The organism is Pseudomonas sp. FG43, assembly GCF_057809175.1.
In genome coordinates this window covers 12,363-27,403 of sequence record NZ_JBMDJL010000022.1, presented here as the reverse complement: position 1 = coordinate 27,403, position 15,041 = coordinate 12,363, and the positions used below count along the sequence as shown (strand labels likewise).

The 15,041-nt window shown below is 59.8% G+C and carries 16 protein-coding genes; all 16 read left to right on the top strand.

Annotated features, from left to right (window positions below):
* Nucleotides 1-68 precede the first annotated feature (68 nt).
* The 16 genes from cbiE to ACODS3_RS21890 all read left to right on the top strand — a co-directional run bounded on the left by cbiE (nt 69) and on the right by ACODS3_RS21890 (nt 15,031).
* The gene (gene cbiE, locus ACODS3_RS21965; protein ID WP_304574785.1) at nt 69-1,271 is read left to right on the top strand and encodes a precorrin-6y C5,15-methyltransferase (decarboxylating) subunit CbiE; all 1,203 of its coding nucleotides are present in this window, start codon (nt 69-71) and stop codon (nt 1,269-1,271) included.
* Entirely contained in the window at nt 1,271-2,368 is a 1,098-nt protein-coding gene (locus ACODS3_RS21960; RefSeq protein ID WP_304574773.1) for a cobalt-precorrin-5B (C(1))-methyltransferase, read from the top strand. Before cbiE ends, ACODS3_RS21960 begins: the two co-directional genes overlap by 1 nt.
* Nucleotides 2,365-3,093 carry a cobalt-precorrin-6A reductase gene (locus ACODS3_RS21955; RefSeq protein WP_489036240.1) on the top strand — a complete coding sequence of 243 codons (729 nt, stop codon included), beginning with the start codon at nt 2,365-2,367 and terminating at the stop codon, nt 3,091-3,093. The genes ACODS3_RS21960 and ACODS3_RS21955 overlap by 4 nt, the downstream gene beginning before the upstream one ends.
* A gap of 189 nt (nt 3,094-3,282) precedes the next feature.
* Complete coding sequence (locus tag ACODS3_RS21950; RefSeq protein ID WP_489036238.1) at nt 3,283-4,113, top strand: EndoS/ChiA family endoglycosidase; 831 nt, start codon at nt 3,283-3,285, stop codon at nt 4,111-4,113.
* A gap of 176 nt (nt 4,114-4,289) precedes the next feature.
* A complete protein-coding gene (locus ACODS3_RS21945; protein ID WP_489036236.1) occupies nt 4,290-4,676 on the top strand; it encodes a DUF2946 domain-containing protein in 387 nt (128 codons plus the stop codon).
* A 55-nt stretch (nt 4,677-4,731) separates the two neighbouring features.
* Entirely contained in the window at nt 4,732-5,193 is a 462-nt protein-coding gene (locus tag ACODS3_RS21940) for a copper chaperone PCu(A)C (protein ID WP_489036234.1), read from the top strand.
* 22 nt (nt 5,194-5,215) lie between these two features.
* On the top strand, nt 5,216-5,641 hold the full coding sequence (locus ACODS3_RS21935) for a DUF2946 domain-containing protein (protein WP_304574770.1): 426 nt from the start codon (nt 5,216-5,218) through the stop codon (nt 5,639-5,641).
* Between the two features lie 126 nt (nt 5,642-5,767).
* Nucleotides 5,768-7,141 (top strand): PepSY-associated TM helix domain-containing protein, encoded by a 1,374-nt coding sequence (locus ACODS3_RS21930; RefSeq protein ID WP_489036232.1) that lies wholly within the window; start codon nt 5,768-5,770, stop codon nt 7,139-7,141.
* A gap of 317 nt (nt 7,142-7,458) precedes the next feature.
* On the top strand, nt 7,459-8,724 hold the full coding sequence (gene urtA / locus ACODS3_RS21925) for an urea ABC transporter substrate-binding protein (RefSeq protein WP_201005049.1): 1,266 nt from the start codon (nt 7,459-7,461) through the stop codon (nt 8,722-8,724).
* Between the two features lie 89 nt (nt 8,725-8,813).
* Entirely contained in the window at nt 8,814-10,403 is a 1,590-nt protein-coding gene (gene urtB / locus ACODS3_RS21920; protein WP_201005051.1) for an urea ABC transporter permease subunit UrtB, read from the top strand.
* Nucleotides 10,403-11,482: an urea ABC transporter permease subunit UrtC gene (gene urtC / locus ACODS3_RS21915; protein ID WP_025262165.1), complete on the top strand. Its 1,080-nt coding sequence runs from the start codon at nt 10,403-10,405 to the stop codon at nt 11,480-11,482. Before urtB ends, urtC begins: the two co-directional genes overlap by 1 nt.
* Nucleotides 11,479-12,339: an urea ABC transporter ATP-binding protein UrtD gene (urtD, locus tag ACODS3_RS21910; RefSeq protein WP_201020333.1), complete on the top strand. Its 861-nt coding sequence runs from the start codon at nt 11,479-11,481 to the stop codon at nt 12,337-12,339. Before urtC ends, urtD begins: the two co-directional genes overlap by 4 nt.
* Before the next feature lie 158 nt (nt 12,340-12,497).
* Nucleotides 12,498-13,196 (top strand): urea ABC transporter ATP-binding subunit UrtE, encoded by a 699-nt coding sequence (gene urtE, locus ACODS3_RS21905; protein WP_025262167.1) that lies wholly within the window; start codon nt 12,498-12,500, stop codon nt 13,194-13,196.
* A 48-nt stretch (nt 13,197-13,244) separates the two neighbouring features.
* Nucleotides 13,245-14,090, top strand: a complete 846-nt coding sequence (locus ACODS3_RS21900; RefSeq protein WP_489036228.1) for an urease accessory protein UreD — start codon at nt 13,245-13,247, stop codon at nt 14,088-14,090.
* Nucleotides 14,091-14,173: 83 nt separating this feature from the next.
* The gene (ureA, locus tag ACODS3_RS21895) at nt 14,174-14,476 is read left to right on the top strand and encodes an urease subunit gamma (protein WP_201005056.1); all 303 of its coding nucleotides are present in this window, start codon (nt 14,174-14,176) and stop codon (nt 14,474-14,476) included.
* Between the two features lie 12 nt (nt 14,477-14,488).
* Entirely contained in the window at nt 14,489-15,031 is a 543-nt protein-coding gene (locus ACODS3_RS21890) for a GNAT family N-acetyltransferase (RefSeq protein ID WP_201005057.1), read from the top strand.
* Nucleotides 15,032-15,041: the final 10 nt, after the last annotated feature.

Here is a 15,041-nt window from a genome sequence, read left to right as displayed (position 1 = left end):
GTATTATGCCTGCTTTGTCCGCCAGCATGAAAAGACGCTCTGTCGGAAGTTTGGATCGAGGGATGTACATGTCGCCGTGGCTGACAGTCGTGGGAATCGGGGAAGACGGTTACAAAGGCCTGGGCAAGAATGCCCGGCATGCGCTGCTGCACGCCGATCAGGTGTTCGGCAGCCCGCGCCAGCTCGCCTTGCTGCCGCGTTGCATTCGTGCAGAGCGCAGGAACTGGCCCCGCCCGTTTTCCCTGAACCCGGTGCTGGAACAGCGCGGGGCCGAAGTCTGTGTACTGGCCAGCGGTGATCCGATGCTGTTTGGTGTCGGCGCCAGCCTTGCCCGCGTGGTCGACATCGAAGAGATGCGCATCGTATCGGCCCCGTCCTCTTATTCCCTTGCTGCGGCACGTCTGGGTTGGCCGTTGCAGGAAGTCGTCACGCTTTCGGTAGTTGCCCGTCCGTTGGCCGCCCTGAACTCACAATTTCACCATGGTGTGCGCCTGCTGGTGCTGAGCAACGATGGCAGCAGCCCGGCGGCCATTGCCGGGTTGTTGCGCGAGCGAGGATTCGGCCCGAGCCAGATGACCGTACTTGAACATCTGGGCGGCGAGGCCGAGCGGCGTATCGACGGGCAGGCCAGTGAATGGGGCAACCCGGAAACAGCGGCGCTGAATCTGGTGGCCATCGACTGTCGCGCAGACATCGACGCCCCACGTCTGAGCACCCTGGCGGGCTTGCCGGACTCGGCGTTCGAGCATGACGGCCAGCTTACCAAACGCGATGTACGGGCAATCACGCTGGCGCGCCTGGCCCCGGTGCCCGGCGAACTGCTCTGGGACGTAGGTGCGGGCTGTGGCTCCATCGGCATCGAATGGATGCGCGCCCATCCCACCTGCCGCACCCTGGCCATTGAGGCAGATGAAGGTCGTCAGCATCTGATCGAATTCAACCGCGATGCTCTGGGCGTGCCGGGCCTGCAACTGGTGCGCGGCAGTGCGCCCGAAGCACTGAACGGCCTTGAAACACCCGATGCCATCTTCATCGGCGGCGGCGTTACCCGCCCCGGCGTGCTGGAGGCCTGCTGGAAGCAACTTCGCTCCGGTGGCCGGCTGGTCGCCAATGCCGTGACCCTGCAAAGCGAAGTCACCCTGATGGCCTGGCGCGAACAGCATGGCGGCGAGCTGACACGCATCCATGTCGCCCATGCCAAACCTCTGGGGGAGTTCGACACCTGGCGTCAGGCGCTGCCCATTACCCTGCTGGATGTGGTCAAGCCCTGATGCGTGAAGAAACCGCCGAACAGCCCGCCCCTCTACGCAGTGGCCTGACCACCGGCAGTTGCGCCACGGCGACCAGTCTGGCGGCGGCTCGCCTGTTACTCGGCGGGCAGGTCAACGATGCGGTGCAGATCGTATTGCCCAAGGGCAAACAGGTGCAGATGCGTCTGGAGTTCTGCCGTCTTGTCGAAGATGGCGCGGAGGCCGCAACCATCAAGGACGCCGGGGACGACCCCGACGTGACCCATGGCGCACTGGTATTTGCCCGTGTACGGCTTGATGCCGAGCCTGGCGTGCGCTTTGTCGCCGGCTCGGGAGTGGGCACGGTGACACGCCCCGGTCTGGTCTTGAATGTCGGCGAACCCGCCATCAATCCGGTGCCACGTCGCATGATGACCGAGCATTTGCTGGGGCTGGCGCAAGAGATGAGCTATGCGGGCGGTTTCGAGGTGACGGTGGGCGTCGAAGGCGGTGAAGCGCTTGCGCTGAAAACAATGAACCCGCGCCTGGGCATTCTCGGCGGGCTGTCGATTCTGGGAACCAGCGGCATCGTCCGGCCATTCTCCTGCGCGGCTTACATCGCTTCCATCCATCAGGGTATCGATGTTGCCAAGACCAATGGCTACCTGCATATCGCCGCCTGCACCGGCAACGCCAGCGAGGACACGATGCGCAGGGTCTACGGGATCCCGGACATCGCCCTGATCGAAATGGGCGACTTCGTAGGCGCGGTGCTCAAGCATCTGCGCAAGGTGCCTGTGGATAAACTGAGCATCTGCGGCGGCTTCGGCAAGATCAGCAAACTGGCTGCCGGTCATATGGACCTGCACAGCCGTCATTCCAGCATCGACCTGCCGCAACTGGCGCAATGGGCAGCGGATGCAGGGGCCGATGAAAGGTTGCAGCAGCAGATTCGCGACGCCAATACCAGCCAGCAAGCACTGGCCATGAGCGCGGCGGCGGGTGTGCCTCTGGGCGATACGGTCTGCCAGCACGCTCTGGACTTCGCCCGCAGTGTGGTCCCCGCGCAGGTTCAGGTAGAGGTTTTCGCCATTGATCGTCAGGGCGGTATTGTCGGAAAAGCCGGAGTGACTGCATGAAACGCATATTGCTGCTGGGTGGCGTGACCGAAGCACTGGCCATCGCCCGAACCCTGGGGCCGGAGCACATCTACAGTCTGGCCGGTGTTGGCCGCGTGCCGACGGACCTGACCTGCCAGCTCAAGGTTGGCGGTTATGGCGGCGCTGAAGGCATGGCGCAATTCATACGTGAACAGGGTGTCGACCTGTTGCTGGATGCCACCCATCCCTATGCAGCACAGATCAGCCGCAATGCTGCCGTCGCGGCGGAGCTGGCCGGGATCGAGTGCTGGGCACTGCGTCGTCCGGCGTGGCAGCCAGGCCCAGGTGATGACTGGCGCGAAGTGGCTGACTGGTCAGAACTGATTACGGCCCTGGCCACATTCAAGCGTCCGCTGTTTACTCTGGGCCGCGAGCCCTTGCAGCACCTGCACGAAATTCCTGAGCACCAGTTCTGGACCCTCCGCGCCCTGGACCCATACCCCGGCAACGAACGCTGCGAAGTGATCGGCGCACGCGGACCTTTCCACCTTGAAGAAGAACGCGCCCTGTTCGAGCGCCGACAGATCGATGTCCTGATCAGCAAGAACAGCGGCAGCAGCTCCACCGAACCCAAACTGGAAGTCGCCCGGGAGCGTGGGTTGCCGGTGCTGGTGTTGAAACGGCCTGTGTTGCCAGAGGTGGATCGGGTGCTGAGTAGCGTCGAAGAAGTACTTAATGCCCTCAAGCAGGAACGGACTCATTAGCGAGACGGCATTGAAGGCGCTGCAATTTCTTTGAATCAGCGGGTCCCTCCCGCTTCATGACATGTATAAGTATTCGTTTCCGCTCATCGCCCCAACCACCTCACATCAGAAAAAACAACCGTACAACTAATACCCCTGAGTATCAGCACTAGAATTTTCCAGGAGTTCACCACGTAAAAGGAATTACACATGAACAACGAGAATATCATGGCGGGTTACTTTAGAACCTGGCGCGATAAAGCCACAGACCCTGTCGTCAATAAAACCGCCATGAACGAACTTCCTGAGAACCTCGATATCGTCCTGGTCTTTCCTGTGGAGACACCGCCTGAAAACCCTTACTGGCAGGCGCTGAAGGATGTCTACGTCCCGCACCTGCACAACAATGGCACTAAAGTGGTCTTGACCCAGGGCATTCAAGGGCTTCTCGACAACGTCAACTACCCTGACAATCCCGCCGGGCATCAGAAGTACGTCGACTTCATAATGGATACGTATATAAACGCCTACCAACTTGACGGGTTCGATATAGACTTCGAGCGAACGCTAACCCCTGCTGAACATCTCAAAACCGTCAATATCTGCACCTTATTCTCCAGGTATCTTGGCCCGCTGTCCGGCACAGGCAAACTTCTCATTATTGATACCAATAGAACGGGTACAGATCCTCTTTTCAGGGCAACCGCTACAATGATCGACTATCTGTTCTTACAGGCTTATGGAAGAGACCTGAGCCAGATGGACCCTGTATATGACAGTTTCAAGGACTTCCTGCCGGCTAGAAAGTTTGTTCCGGGCTTTTCCTTTTATGAAGAGCGCGGCCCGAGATGGGACGATATCAGTGAAGACCGCAACAGCGGGCGGGCTTATGACTATGCTGACTGGCAACCCAGTGACGGCGGGCGCAAGGGCGGGTTGTTCAGTTACGCTATCGACAGGGATATCCCGATACGCACCGATGAGATTATCGCCGCCGATTACTACGCCACCCGGAAACTGACCGAACGGATGAACCCCTGAGTATCCATCCGCCGTCATCGAGTCCTGTCGCAGCCAAGGCCCCTCTCACTGAGGCATGCAAGCATTGAGAGGCATCTGGCCGCGACACCCGGCCACACGTCTCCCTTTTTACTTATCGCCCCCGTTCAGGCTAAATGGCGGAGTTGACTGGACCCTTCGATAAAACGGAAACCGTAATGTCCCAACGTCGGACAACATCGGTCTGGATTGCCTGCTTTGCGGTGCTGTTCAGCCTGCTGGCCATGCCGCTGTCACCGAGCGCACCGCGCGTTCAGGGTGAGCAGTTGTTGTGGGGCAGTTTCTGTAGTGGCAGTGGCACACGTCTGGTGGCGATTTCCCTGGGCGATACTGCAAAAAGCATCCCTGACCATGAAGAACACGCCAGCATGCAGCATTGTGCATGCTGCTCAGGTTCGATCGTGGTCGTCATCCCTTCAGGCTTCACCCATGGCCCGCAGACGCGACCTGGGCCGGATTACTTCCCGCCAGCCATATTCCTGACCCACACCTCGCCCCGCCAGCAATGGCCAAGCGCTAATCCCCGAGCCTCTCCGCCAGCCTGACATTCACTGCGCACGTGTCTTGAAGCACCTGAATGAATTGACCGGAGAATCACCCATGTTCAAGAAAGCCCTCATGCTGGCTGCATTGTTGCTGCCTGCCTGTTTTGCCAATGCCCACGAATACAAAGGCGGCCAGTTGCTGATCGGCCACCCGTGGTCCATGGAGCTGCCACCGAATGCGCCGACCGTCGCGGCATATTTCACCATCGAGAACAAAGGCAGCAGTGCCGACCGCCTGCTCAGCGTCAAGACCCCGATCGCAGCCCAGGCACAGTTGCATGAGCACGTGCAGGCCGACGGTCTGATGAAAATGCGCCAGGTTCCGTCAGTCGAGGTTCCAGCCGGTGCCAAGGTCAGCTTTGCGCCCATGGCGTATCACGTCATGCTGCTGGATATCAAAGACCGGTCTATGCTCACCCTCGGTCAGCGTTTCCCAATGACGCTGCACTTCGAGAAAGCTGGTGATGTCGACGTACAAGTCGTGATCCAGAAGCAGGAACCAGAACACAAGCATTGAGTGACTGCCTGACTTGAGCGCCATGCGCACTGATCGCGTCCGCTCATCCACGCCTCGTAAAGTCCGGGGCACGTGGCTGAGTCTGTTCGCCATGTTGATGATCTTTATCGGCCCACTGGTTTCCCAGTCGATGCCGATGGAGCATCACGCCGGTATGTCCATGTCGATGCCAGCCTCCATGGATATGGAGACGCACCACGCCCACCACGGCAGTGAGCATCCCAAGCCTGTCGATACGGGCATGGACGATCACGCGCTGTGGGCCAAATGTGGCTACTGCACCTTGCTGTTCAGTTGCCCCGCTCTGCCTCAAGTACTGACACTGATAGCTGCCACACCTCCCAAACCCTCCGACTTCTTTGTCGCCATCACCCGGCAAAGCCATGCGCGACAGAGCGCCTTCCTGCATGCCCGCAGCCGGGCGCCGCCCTCTTCAGCCCTGTCCTGACACCATAACGAGCGCAGCCCGGAAGGCCGCTCGAACCTGACTGATTTGCCGCAAACCTGTCCCAGAGATGGGCTTGCAATGATCCGCCATTCAGTCCTGTACTTTTTTACCGTGAGCACGCTTTCCATGTCACAGCGTAAAGTCTCTTTCTATAACCTGGCCTGGCGCTGGCACTTCTATGCCGGGCTGTTCGTCGCTCCGTTCATGATCCTGCTGTCGCTGACCGGGATCATTTACCTGTTCAAGCCACAGCTGGACAACCTGATGTACAGCGACCTGCTGACCGTCAAACCCGCTCATCACCAGATCAGCGCCGACGAGTTGCAGCAGCGGGTACTGAGCCGTTATCCCCAGGCGGCAATCAGCAAATACTTCCCGCCCGTCAGCACCGAAGGCAGCGCGCAGTTTGTGGTGCGCGAGCAGGGCCACGAGCTGAATGTGTTTATCGACCCTTATCGCGGCGAAATCCTGGGAACCCAGGATGCCAAAAACAACCTGCAAGCCATCGCCCGCGCTCTGCATGGCGAACTGATGATCGGCACCGTGGGTGACCGGCTGATCGAACTGGCCGCTGGCTGGGGCATCATGCTGGTGGTGTCCGGTCTTTATCTGTGGTGGCCGCGCGGGACCAATGCCGCCGGGGTGCTGTGGCCGCGTCTGAGCAGTCGCGGGCGAGTGCTGTGGCGCGACCTGCATGCGGTCACCGGTTTCTGGGGATCACTGATTCTGTTGTTCATGCTGCTCAGCGGCATGACCTGGACCGGCTTCTGGGGCAAGCAGTACGCCGAGTTGTGGAACACCTTCCCGGCTGCGATGTGGACTGACGTGCCCAAATCCACGCAACTGGCGGGCGAACTCAATACCGCCAGCGTACAGACCGTGCCCTGGGCACTGGAAAACACGCCGATGCCGCAGTCCACAGGCGAGCATGCCGAACACATGCACCATCACGGCATGTCTGCCGGCCCAGCGGCACCGAAAGTCACGTTACAGCAAGTCGTCGATATCGCCACCGAACAGGGCGTCGAGCCCGGCTACAGTATTACCGCACCCAAGACCGCCGAAGGGGTCTTCACGGTGGCGGTGTTCGCGGACGATCCGCGCAATGACGCGACCCTGCATATCGATCAGTACAGCGGCAAAATTCTGGCTGACGTGGGCTGGAAGGATTACAGCCTGGTTTCCAGGGCCACCGAGATGAGCGTGATGCTCCATGAAGGCAAGTTCTTCGGCTGGATCAACCAGATGCTGATCTTTGTGGCCTGCCTGATGATCCTGCTCGGATCGGTAAGCGGGCTGGTGATCTGGTGGAAGCGCCGCCCTACGGGAGGCCTTGGTGTGCCGCCCTTGCGCCATGATTTACCCCGCTGGAAAACCGCAATCGTGATCATGTTCGGGCTTGCTGTAGCGTTTCCGCTGGTAGGCGTTTCCCTGCTGGCGGTATGGGCGTTCGATCGGATAGTTTTTTCACGCTTTGCTAAATCGTCGGCGGCAGCTTAAATTGCAGCTACGAAGCCTGAAACCGGCGGGCGGTTTTGTGATGAATTCCTCACCCGACCGGTTCGGGCCTCGTCAGATCTTCTGAAAAAGCCGCGAAAGCGGCTTTTTCATTTCTCCCGGGCACGTCGCGCACCAACAACGAACAAAAATCCAGCGACGCACCACGATCAGCGCCACTTCAGTGCGCGAACCTCGCCAGCGACTCCTCTAGAACGGATATGCACTCCATTTGCCCGGCTGGGCACAGCCTTTGCTTAGGACCCCTGAGGCAATTCTTTCGCCCTACCAAAAAAAGCCAACCGAACGGAGCCCGTCCAATGAAGCGTCGCAGCCTGATCAAAGCTTTCACCCTGACCGCATCAATCGCCGCAATGGGTATGACCTGGACAGTTCAGGCAGCCGAAACGATCAAGGTCGGTATTCTGCATTCGCTTTCCGGGACCATGGCCATCTCCGAGACTTCGCTCAAGGACATGGCGCTGATGACCATTGACGAAATCAATGCCAAGGGTGGCGTGAACGGCAAGATGCTGGAAGCTGTAGTCGTGGACCCGGCCTCCAACTGGCCGCTGTTCGCGGAAAAGGGCCGTCAGTTGCTGACTCAGGACAAGGTCGCTGTGGTGTTCGGTTGCTGGACGTCGGTATCGCGCAAATCGGTACTGCCGGTATTTGAAGAACTCAATGGCCTGCTGTTCTACCCCGTGCAGTACGAAGGCGAAGAAATGTCGCCAAACGTGTTCTACACCGGTGCAGCGCCTAACCAGCAGGCCATTCCTGCGGTCGAGTACCTGATGAGCGAAGACGGCGGCTCGGCCAAGCGCTTCTTCCTGCTGGGCACCGACTACGTTTACCCGCGCACCACCAACAAGATTCTGCGCTCGTTCCTGCACTCCAAAGGCGTGAAGGACAGCGATATCGAAGAGGTTTACACCCCGTTCGGCCACGCCGATTACCAGACCATCGTGGCGAACATCAAGAAGTTCTCGGCAGGCGGCAAGACCGCTGTGATTTCTACCGTGAACGGCGACTCCAACGTGCCGTTCTACAAGGAACTGGCCAACCAGGGCCTCAAGGCCACCGACGTGCCAGTGGTTGCGTTCTCGGTCGGCGAAGAAGAACTGCGCGGCATCGACACCAAGCCACTGGTCGGCCATCTGGCTGCCTGGAACTACTTCCAGTCCGTGGAAAACCCGGTCAACAAGAAGTTCGTCGCTGACTGGAAAGCCTACGCAACGAAGAAAAACCTGCCGGGCGCAGACAAGGCCGTGACCAACGACCCGATGGAAGCCACCTACGTCGGTATTCACATGTGGGCGCAGGCCGTCGAAAAAGCCAAGTCCACCGATGTCGACAAGGTTCGCGAAGCCATGGCTGGCCAGACCTTCGCCGCGCCGTCGGGCTTCACCCTGACCATGGACAAGACCAACCATCACCTGCACAAGCCGGTAATGATCGGTGAAGTCGAGGATAACGGTCAGTTCAACGTGGTCTGGCAGACCAAGGATCCGATCCGTGCACAGCCATGGAGCCCGTACATCCCTGGCAACGACAAGAAGCCGGATCATGCAGTGAAGAGTAATTAAGACCTAGCCAATACCTTCGCGAATGAATTCGCTTCTGACGGCGCAATTCATTCGCGAAATGCCTCACCGCCGACTCCCAGGCTACCGATATGCCCAAAACCCTGTACCGCCTCATTCTCACGCTCGCGTTCCTGCTGCCATTGGCAGTACACGCCAGTGATGCTGGCGATTTCGTTTCTGCCAGCTCTTCGCAACAGGCCGATCTGCTTGAAACCTGGGCAGCCAAACCTGTGCCTGAGCGCGTCGAATTGCTTGAAGCCTTGCGCGATGGCCGTGTTGCTGCGGACAGCAGCAAACGCGCCTACCTCGAAAACAATGAGCAATACGTGGCCGTGGATGCGCAGGCTCCTGCTGCCGCCGATGCTCCAACCCCGGATGAACCGCGCAAACTGCGCCTGAACAACCGGCTGCGTGGTCTGGTCGAGACCGCGCTGGCCAGTCACCAATTGCTGGCCGCCGATGCAAAACTGCGTCTGGCCGCCGCCCGGCAATTGCAAAAAAGCGCCCGCCCCGCTCAGATCGAACTGCTGACACAACGGGTCGCTGCCGAAACCGACTCCGGCGTGCATAGCGCATTGACGCTGGCGCTGGCCAACCTGCAACTGGTCGACAGCAGCCCTTCGGTGCGTCTGGCCGCCGTGCGTCTGCTGGGTGAAACCGGCGACCCGCTGGCCCGCACGCGGCTTGAGTCACTGCTGTCGCCGGGCGTGGAAACCGATGCAACGGTGCGCATTGCCGCTGAAACCAGCCTGGCGCAGGTCAAACGCAAGCTGATGATCGGCGAAGTATTGGGCCAGGCCTTCAGTGGTATGTCGCTGGGTTCGATTCTGCTGCTGGCCGCTCTCGGCCTGGCGATCACCTTCGGCCTGCTGGGCGTGATCAACATGGCCCACGGCGAAATGCTGATGCTGGGTGCCTATTCCACGTATGTGGTGCAGTTGATGTTCCAGCGCTATGCACCGGGCGCCATCGAGTACTACCCGCTGATTGCCTTGCCGGTGGCGTTTTTCGTCACGGCACTGATCGGCATGGCGCTGGAGCGCACCGTGATTCGCCACTTGTATGGCCGCCCGCTGGAAACCCTGCTCGCCACCTGGGGTATCAGCCTGATGCTGATCCAGGCGGTGCGTCTGGCTTTCGGCGCGCAGAACGTTGAAGTCGCCAACCCCGAATGGCTGTCGGGCGGCATTCAAGTGCTGCCCAATCTGGTGCTGCCTTACAACCGCATCGTCATCATCGCCTTCGCGCTTTTCGTGGTGGTACTGACCTGGCTGCTGCTGAACAAGACCCGCCTGGGCCTGAACGTGCGCGCCGTGACCCAGAACCGCAACATGGCCGCCTGCTGCGGCGTGCCCACCGGGCGTATCGACATGATGGCCTTCGGGCTGGGCTCGGGCATCGCCGGGCTGGGCGGAGTGGCCTTGAGTCAGATCGGTAACGTCGGCCCGGACCTGGGCCAGAGCTACATCATCGACTCGTTCCTGGTGGTGGTGCTCGGCGGTGTCGGTCAACTGGCGGGCAGCGTAATGGCCGCTTTCGGGCTGGGCATCGCCAACAAGATTCTTGAACCGCAAATCGGTGCCGTATTGGGCAAGATCCTGATCCTGGCGCTGATCATTCTGTTTATCCAGAAACGTCCGCAAGGCCTCTTCGCATTGAAAGGACGGGTGATCGACTGATGAATCAGCCATTGATAGTGACCGCCGCACAGAAAGTCGGGCCAAAAGGCACGCTGACCGTGGGCATTCTGGTTCTGGCCATATTGCTGGCCATGCCGCTGTTGTCGTTGCTGCCTGCCGATAACGGCCTGCAGGTTTCGGCCTACACCCTGACGCTGGTAGGCAAGATCCTGTGCTACGCCATCGTCGCCCTGGCGCTGGATCTGGTCTGGGGTTACGCCGGTCTGTTGTCGCTGGGCCACGGCCTGTTCTTCGCTCTCGGCGGCTACGCCATGGGCATGTACCTGATGCGTGAAGCAGCGGGCGATGGCTTGCCCGCCTTCATGACCTTTCTGTCATGGACCGAACTGCCCTGGTACTGGGCAGGCACCGACAATTTCCTCTGGGCCATGTGTCTGGTGGTGTTGGCGCCGGGCTTGCTGGCGCTGGTATTCGGTTTCTTCGCCTTCCGTTCACGGATCAAAGGCGTGTACTTCTCGATCATGACCCAGGCCCTGACCTTTGCCGGCATGCTGCTGTTCTTCCGCAACGAAACCGGTTTTGGCGGCAATAACGGCTTCACCAACTTCCGCAGCATTCTGGGTTTCAGCATCAGCTCCCAAGGCACCCGGGCCACGCTGTTTCTGCTGACGGTCCTGTTGCTGGTCGCAAGCCTGTATGTGGGCTGGCGCCTTGCCCAGAGCAAGTTCGGACGAGTGCTGACCGCACTGCGCGACGCAGAAAACCGCCTGATGTTCTGTGGCTACGATCCCCGTGGTTTCAAGCTGTTCGTCTGGGTCCTGAGCGCCGTACTCTGCGGTCTGGCCGGGGCCTTGTATGTGCCGCAAGTCGGCATCATCAACCCCAGCGAAATGTCACCGACCAACTCCATCGAAGCTGCCGTGTGGGTAGCGCTGGGTGGACGCGGCACACTGATCGGCCCGTTGCTGGGCGCAGGTCTGGTCAACGGCATGAAGAGCTGGTTCACCGTGGCCTTCCCTGAATACTGGCTGTTCTTTCTCGGCGCACTGTTCATCATCGTGACGCTGTATCTGCCCAAGGGCGTGATCGGCCTGCTGAAGAAAAGGAGCGAGTCATGAAAACCACATCGACACCCGCTTTCATGCTTGAACCGATTCTAGACCCCAATTCCGACGCCGGGACCAGCCGCGACGCCATCGGCCTGGGCCAGATAGCGGGCCAGGGGCTCAATACCCGGCACGGCACGATCCTGACCCTGGAAGACATCAGCGTCAGCTTCGACGGCTTCAAGGCCCTCAATGACCTGAATCTGTACATCGGTGTTGGCGAGTTGCGCTGCATCATCGGCCCCAACGGCGCAGGCAAGACCACGCTGATGGACGTGATTACCGGCAAGACACGCCCCAGCCACGGCAAAGCCTGGTTCGGTGAAACCCTGGACCTGACACACATGAGCGAAGTGCAGATCGCTCAGGCAGGGATCGGCCGCAAGTTTCAGAAGCCCACGGTATTTGAAGCCTTGAGCGTGTTCGAGAACCTGGAGCTGGCGCAGAAAACCGACAAGTCGGTCTGGGCCAGCCTGCGCGCACGCCTCACAGGCGAGCAAAAGGACCGGATCAATGACGTGCTGGAAACCATCCGCCTGAGCGCATCGATGCATCGCCCGGCAGGTTTGCTGTCCCACGGCCAGAAACAGTTTCTGGAGATCGGCATGCTGCTGGTTCAGGACCCGCAATTACTGCTGCTCGACGAACCCGTTGCCGGCATGACCGACGCCGAAACCGAATTCACGGCCGAGCTGTTCAAGAGCCTGGCAGGCAAGCATTCGCTGATGGTGGTGGAGCACGACATGGGCTTCGTCGGCTCGATTGCCGACCACGTGACCGTCCTGCACCAGGGCAGCGTTCTGGCTGAAGGGTCGCTGGAAGAAGTGCAGGCCGATGAACGAGTGATCGAAGTGTATTTGGGGCGCTGAAGCGCCCAGTTGCAAGCTGTGAGCTGCAAGCGACAAGAAAAAGCGCCCTGGCTTTTGATTTTTCTTGGGGCTTGTAGCTTTCCGCTTGATGACTGCTTTTCTGCTTTTGATTTTTCTTGCGGCTTTTAGCTTGCCGCTTTCAGCTCCGAGGAACAAACATGCTGAACGTTAGCAAACTCCATCAATACTACGGCGGCAGTCACATTCTTCGCGGTCTGTCCTTTGACGTGAAAGTCGGCGAAGTCACCTGTCTGCTGGGACGTAACGGTGTCGGCAAGACCACGTTGCTCAAGGTATTGATGGGGTTGTTGCCGTCCAAAGAGGGTTCAGTCGAGTGGGAAGGCAAGCCCATCACCGGATTCAAGCCGCACCAGCGGGTGCATGCCGGTATTGCCTATGTGCCTCAGGGCCGGGAGATTTTCGGGCGGCTGACGGTCGAGGAAAATCTGTTGATGGGCCTGTCGCGCTTCCCCGGCTCCGAAGCCAAGGAAGTTCCGGCCTTTATCTACGAACTGTTCCCGGTGCTGCTGCAAATGAAACATCGACGTGGCGGCGACCTGTCCGGTGGTCAACAACAGCAATTGGCAATCGGCCGGGCACTGGCGAGTCGTCCTCGCCTGTTGATCCTCGATGAACCCACCGAAGGCATTCAGCCATCGGTCATCAAGGAAATAGGCGCGGTCATCAAAAAGCTGGCCGAGCGTGGCGACATGGCTATTCTGCTGGTGGAGCAGTTCTACGATTTCGCGGCAGAGCTGGCCGACCAGTATCTGGTGATGTCCCGTGGCGAAATCGTCCAGCAAGGCCGTGGCGAGAATATGGAAGCCGAAGGCGTTCGTGGTCTTGTCACCATTTGAGACGCCAATCCGTTAAGGTGCATGACTCGACAAAGCAATGAAGACACCATGAATCTGCCTGCCCACACCGCCCTGTTCACCCCCAGCTGGCACGCCGAGCTGGAACTGGGTTATGGACGTTTCGACGACTGCACGCGGCCGATCCAGCGACGCCATAAAGGACCGCTGCGAGTACAGAAACATCTGTATGCCGAAGGTCCGCAAGTCTGCCAGCACATCATTGTTCACCCGCCTGGCGGGATTGCGGGCGGTGACCGGCTGGATATCTCGGCCACTGTCGGCCCCCAGGCCTGGGCGCAACTGACCAGCCCCGGCGCAGCCAAATGGTATCGCGCCGCGAGCCCGGCCTATCAGCAACTGGACCTGCGCATAGAACCCGGCGCGACGCTGGAGTGGCTGCCGCAGGAAACCATCGTGTTCAGCAAGGCCCAGGCCGAACTGACCACCCGTATCGAACTTCAGGGCGATGCCAGGCTGTGTTACTGGGACGTGGTGGCGCTGGGACGTCCGGCCAGTGGCGAGCGTTTCGAGCAGGGGCATTTTCAGTCTCATCTGGATATCCGTCGCGACGGCCAGTTGCTATGGCATGAGCGGCAGCGCATTGTCGGAGGCGACGGTTTGCTGGATTCGCCCATCGGCCTGGACGGCAGAACAGTATTCGCAACCCTGCTGATCACCGGAGAAATAAACAGTGATCTGCTCGAAACCTGCCGCTCGCTCTCGCTGCCCAATCCGGTACGCGGCGACCTGACTCAATTGCCGGGTCTGGTGGTTGCCCGCTGTCTGGCGGATGAAGCCCTGCATGCTCGGGCCTGGCTGATCGAACTATGGAAACTGCTGCGCCCGGCCTTGTTGGGCCGCGAGGCGGTCACCCCCAGAATATGGAACACATGATTTTGCGGTGGGGTTTGTTCGCGAATGAGCAGAGCGCCGCCCGATTCGCTTCCACACCAGAACTTTAAGAAACGGAATACACCATGGATCTGAGTCCACGCGAAAAAGACAAACTGCTGATTTTCACCGCTGGCCTGGTTGCCGAACGCCGTCTGGCTCGCGGAGTGAAGCTCAACTACCCGGAAGCCATGGCCTATATCTCCGCAGCCCTGCTGGAAGGTGCCCGTGACGGGCAGACTGTGGCTGAGCTGATGCATTACGGCACCACGCTGCTGAGCCGCGACCAAGTGATGGAAGGCATCCCGGAAATGATCCCCGAGATCCAGGTGGAAGCCACCTTCCCGGACGGCACCAAGCTGGTCACCGTGCATCAACCGATTGCCTGAGCCAAGAGACTTATGAACGACCTGATTCGCGATGCACTGCCAGCCGATCTGCCGGGCATTCTCGCCATCTACAACGACGCGGTGCTCAACACCACGGCGATATGGAACGAACAGCCCGTAGACCTGGCCAATCGTCAGGCCTGGTTCGAGGCGCGCCAGACACAGGCCTATCCGATCCTGATCGCTGTCGACGATGCGGGTGAAGTACTGGGCTACTCGTCATTCGGCGACTGGCGCCCTTTCGAGGGCTTTCGGCATACGGTCGAGCATTCGGTCTATATACGCGCCGATCAGCGCGGCAAGGGGCTGGGGCCAAAGTTGATGGCCGCGCTGATAGAACGCGCCCGCCTTTGCGACAAGCACATCATGGTGGCGGCCATCGAAAGCGGTAACGCGGCCTCCATCGCTCTGCATGAACGCCTGGGCTTCAAGACCACCGGGCAAATGCCTCAGGTCGGTACCAAGTTCGGGCGCTGGCTGGATCTGACTTTCATGCAACTGAATCTGTCGCCCGGCGCACAGGCACCGGCCTCCCAGGCTCCACAACCTCACTAGGGCATCCTCC

Coding starts and splice junctions, on each gene's coding strand:
- cbiE (WP_304574785.1), top strand. CDS start 69: ATGTCGCCGTGGCTGACAGTCGTGGGAATCGGGGAAGACGGTTACAAA.
- ACODS3_RS21960 (WP_304574773.1), top strand. CDS start 1,271: ATGCGTGAAGAAACCGCCGAACAGCCCGCCCCTCTACGCAGTGGCCTG.
- ACODS3_RS21955 (WP_489036240.1), top strand. CDS start 2,365: ATGAAACGCATATTGCTGCTGGGTGGCGTGACCGAAGCACTGGCCATC.
- ACODS3_RS21950 (WP_489036238.1), top strand. CDS start 3,283: ATGAACAACGAGAATATCATGGCGGGTTACTTTAGAACCTGGCGCGAT.
- ACODS3_RS21945 (WP_489036236.1), top strand. CDS start 4,290: ATGTCCCAACGTCGGACAACATCGGTCTGGATTGCCTGCTTTGCGGTG.
- ACODS3_RS21940 (WP_489036234.1), top strand. CDS start 4,732: ATGTTCAAGAAAGCCCTCATGCTGGCTGCATTGTTGCTGCCTGCCTGT.
- ACODS3_RS21935 (WP_304574770.1), top strand. CDS start 5,216: ATGCGCACTGATCGCGTCCGCTCATCCACGCCTCGTAAAGTCCGGGGC.
- ACODS3_RS21930 (WP_489036232.1), top strand. CDS start 5,768: ATGTCACAGCGTAAAGTCTCTTTCTATAACCTGGCCTGGCGCTGGCAC.
- urtA (WP_201005049.1), top strand. CDS start 7,459: ATGAAGCGTCGCAGCCTGATCAAAGCTTTCACCCTGACCGCATCAATC.
- urtB (WP_201005051.1), top strand. CDS start 8,814: ATGCCCAAAACCCTGTACCGCCTCATTCTCACGCTCGCGTTCCTGCTG.
- urtC (WP_025262165.1), top strand. CDS start 10,403: ATGAATCAGCCATTGATAGTGACCGCCGCACAGAAAGTCGGGCCAAAA.
- urtD (WP_201020333.1), top strand. CDS start 11,479: ATGAAAACCACATCGACACCCGCTTTCATGCTTGAACCGATTCTAGAC.
- urtE (WP_025262167.1), top strand. CDS start 12,498: ATGCTGAACGTTAGCAAACTCCATCAATACTACGGCGGCAGTCACATT.
- ACODS3_RS21900 (WP_489036228.1), top strand. CDS start 13,245: ATGAATCTGCCTGCCCACACCGCCCTGTTCACCCCCAGCTGGCACGCC.
- ureA (WP_201005056.1), top strand. CDS start 14,174: ATGGATCTGAGTCCACGCGAAAAAGACAAACTGCTGATTTTCACCGCT.
- ACODS3_RS21890 (WP_201005057.1), top strand. CDS start 14,489: ATGAACGACCTGATTCGCGATGCACTGCCAGCCGATCTGCCGGGCATT.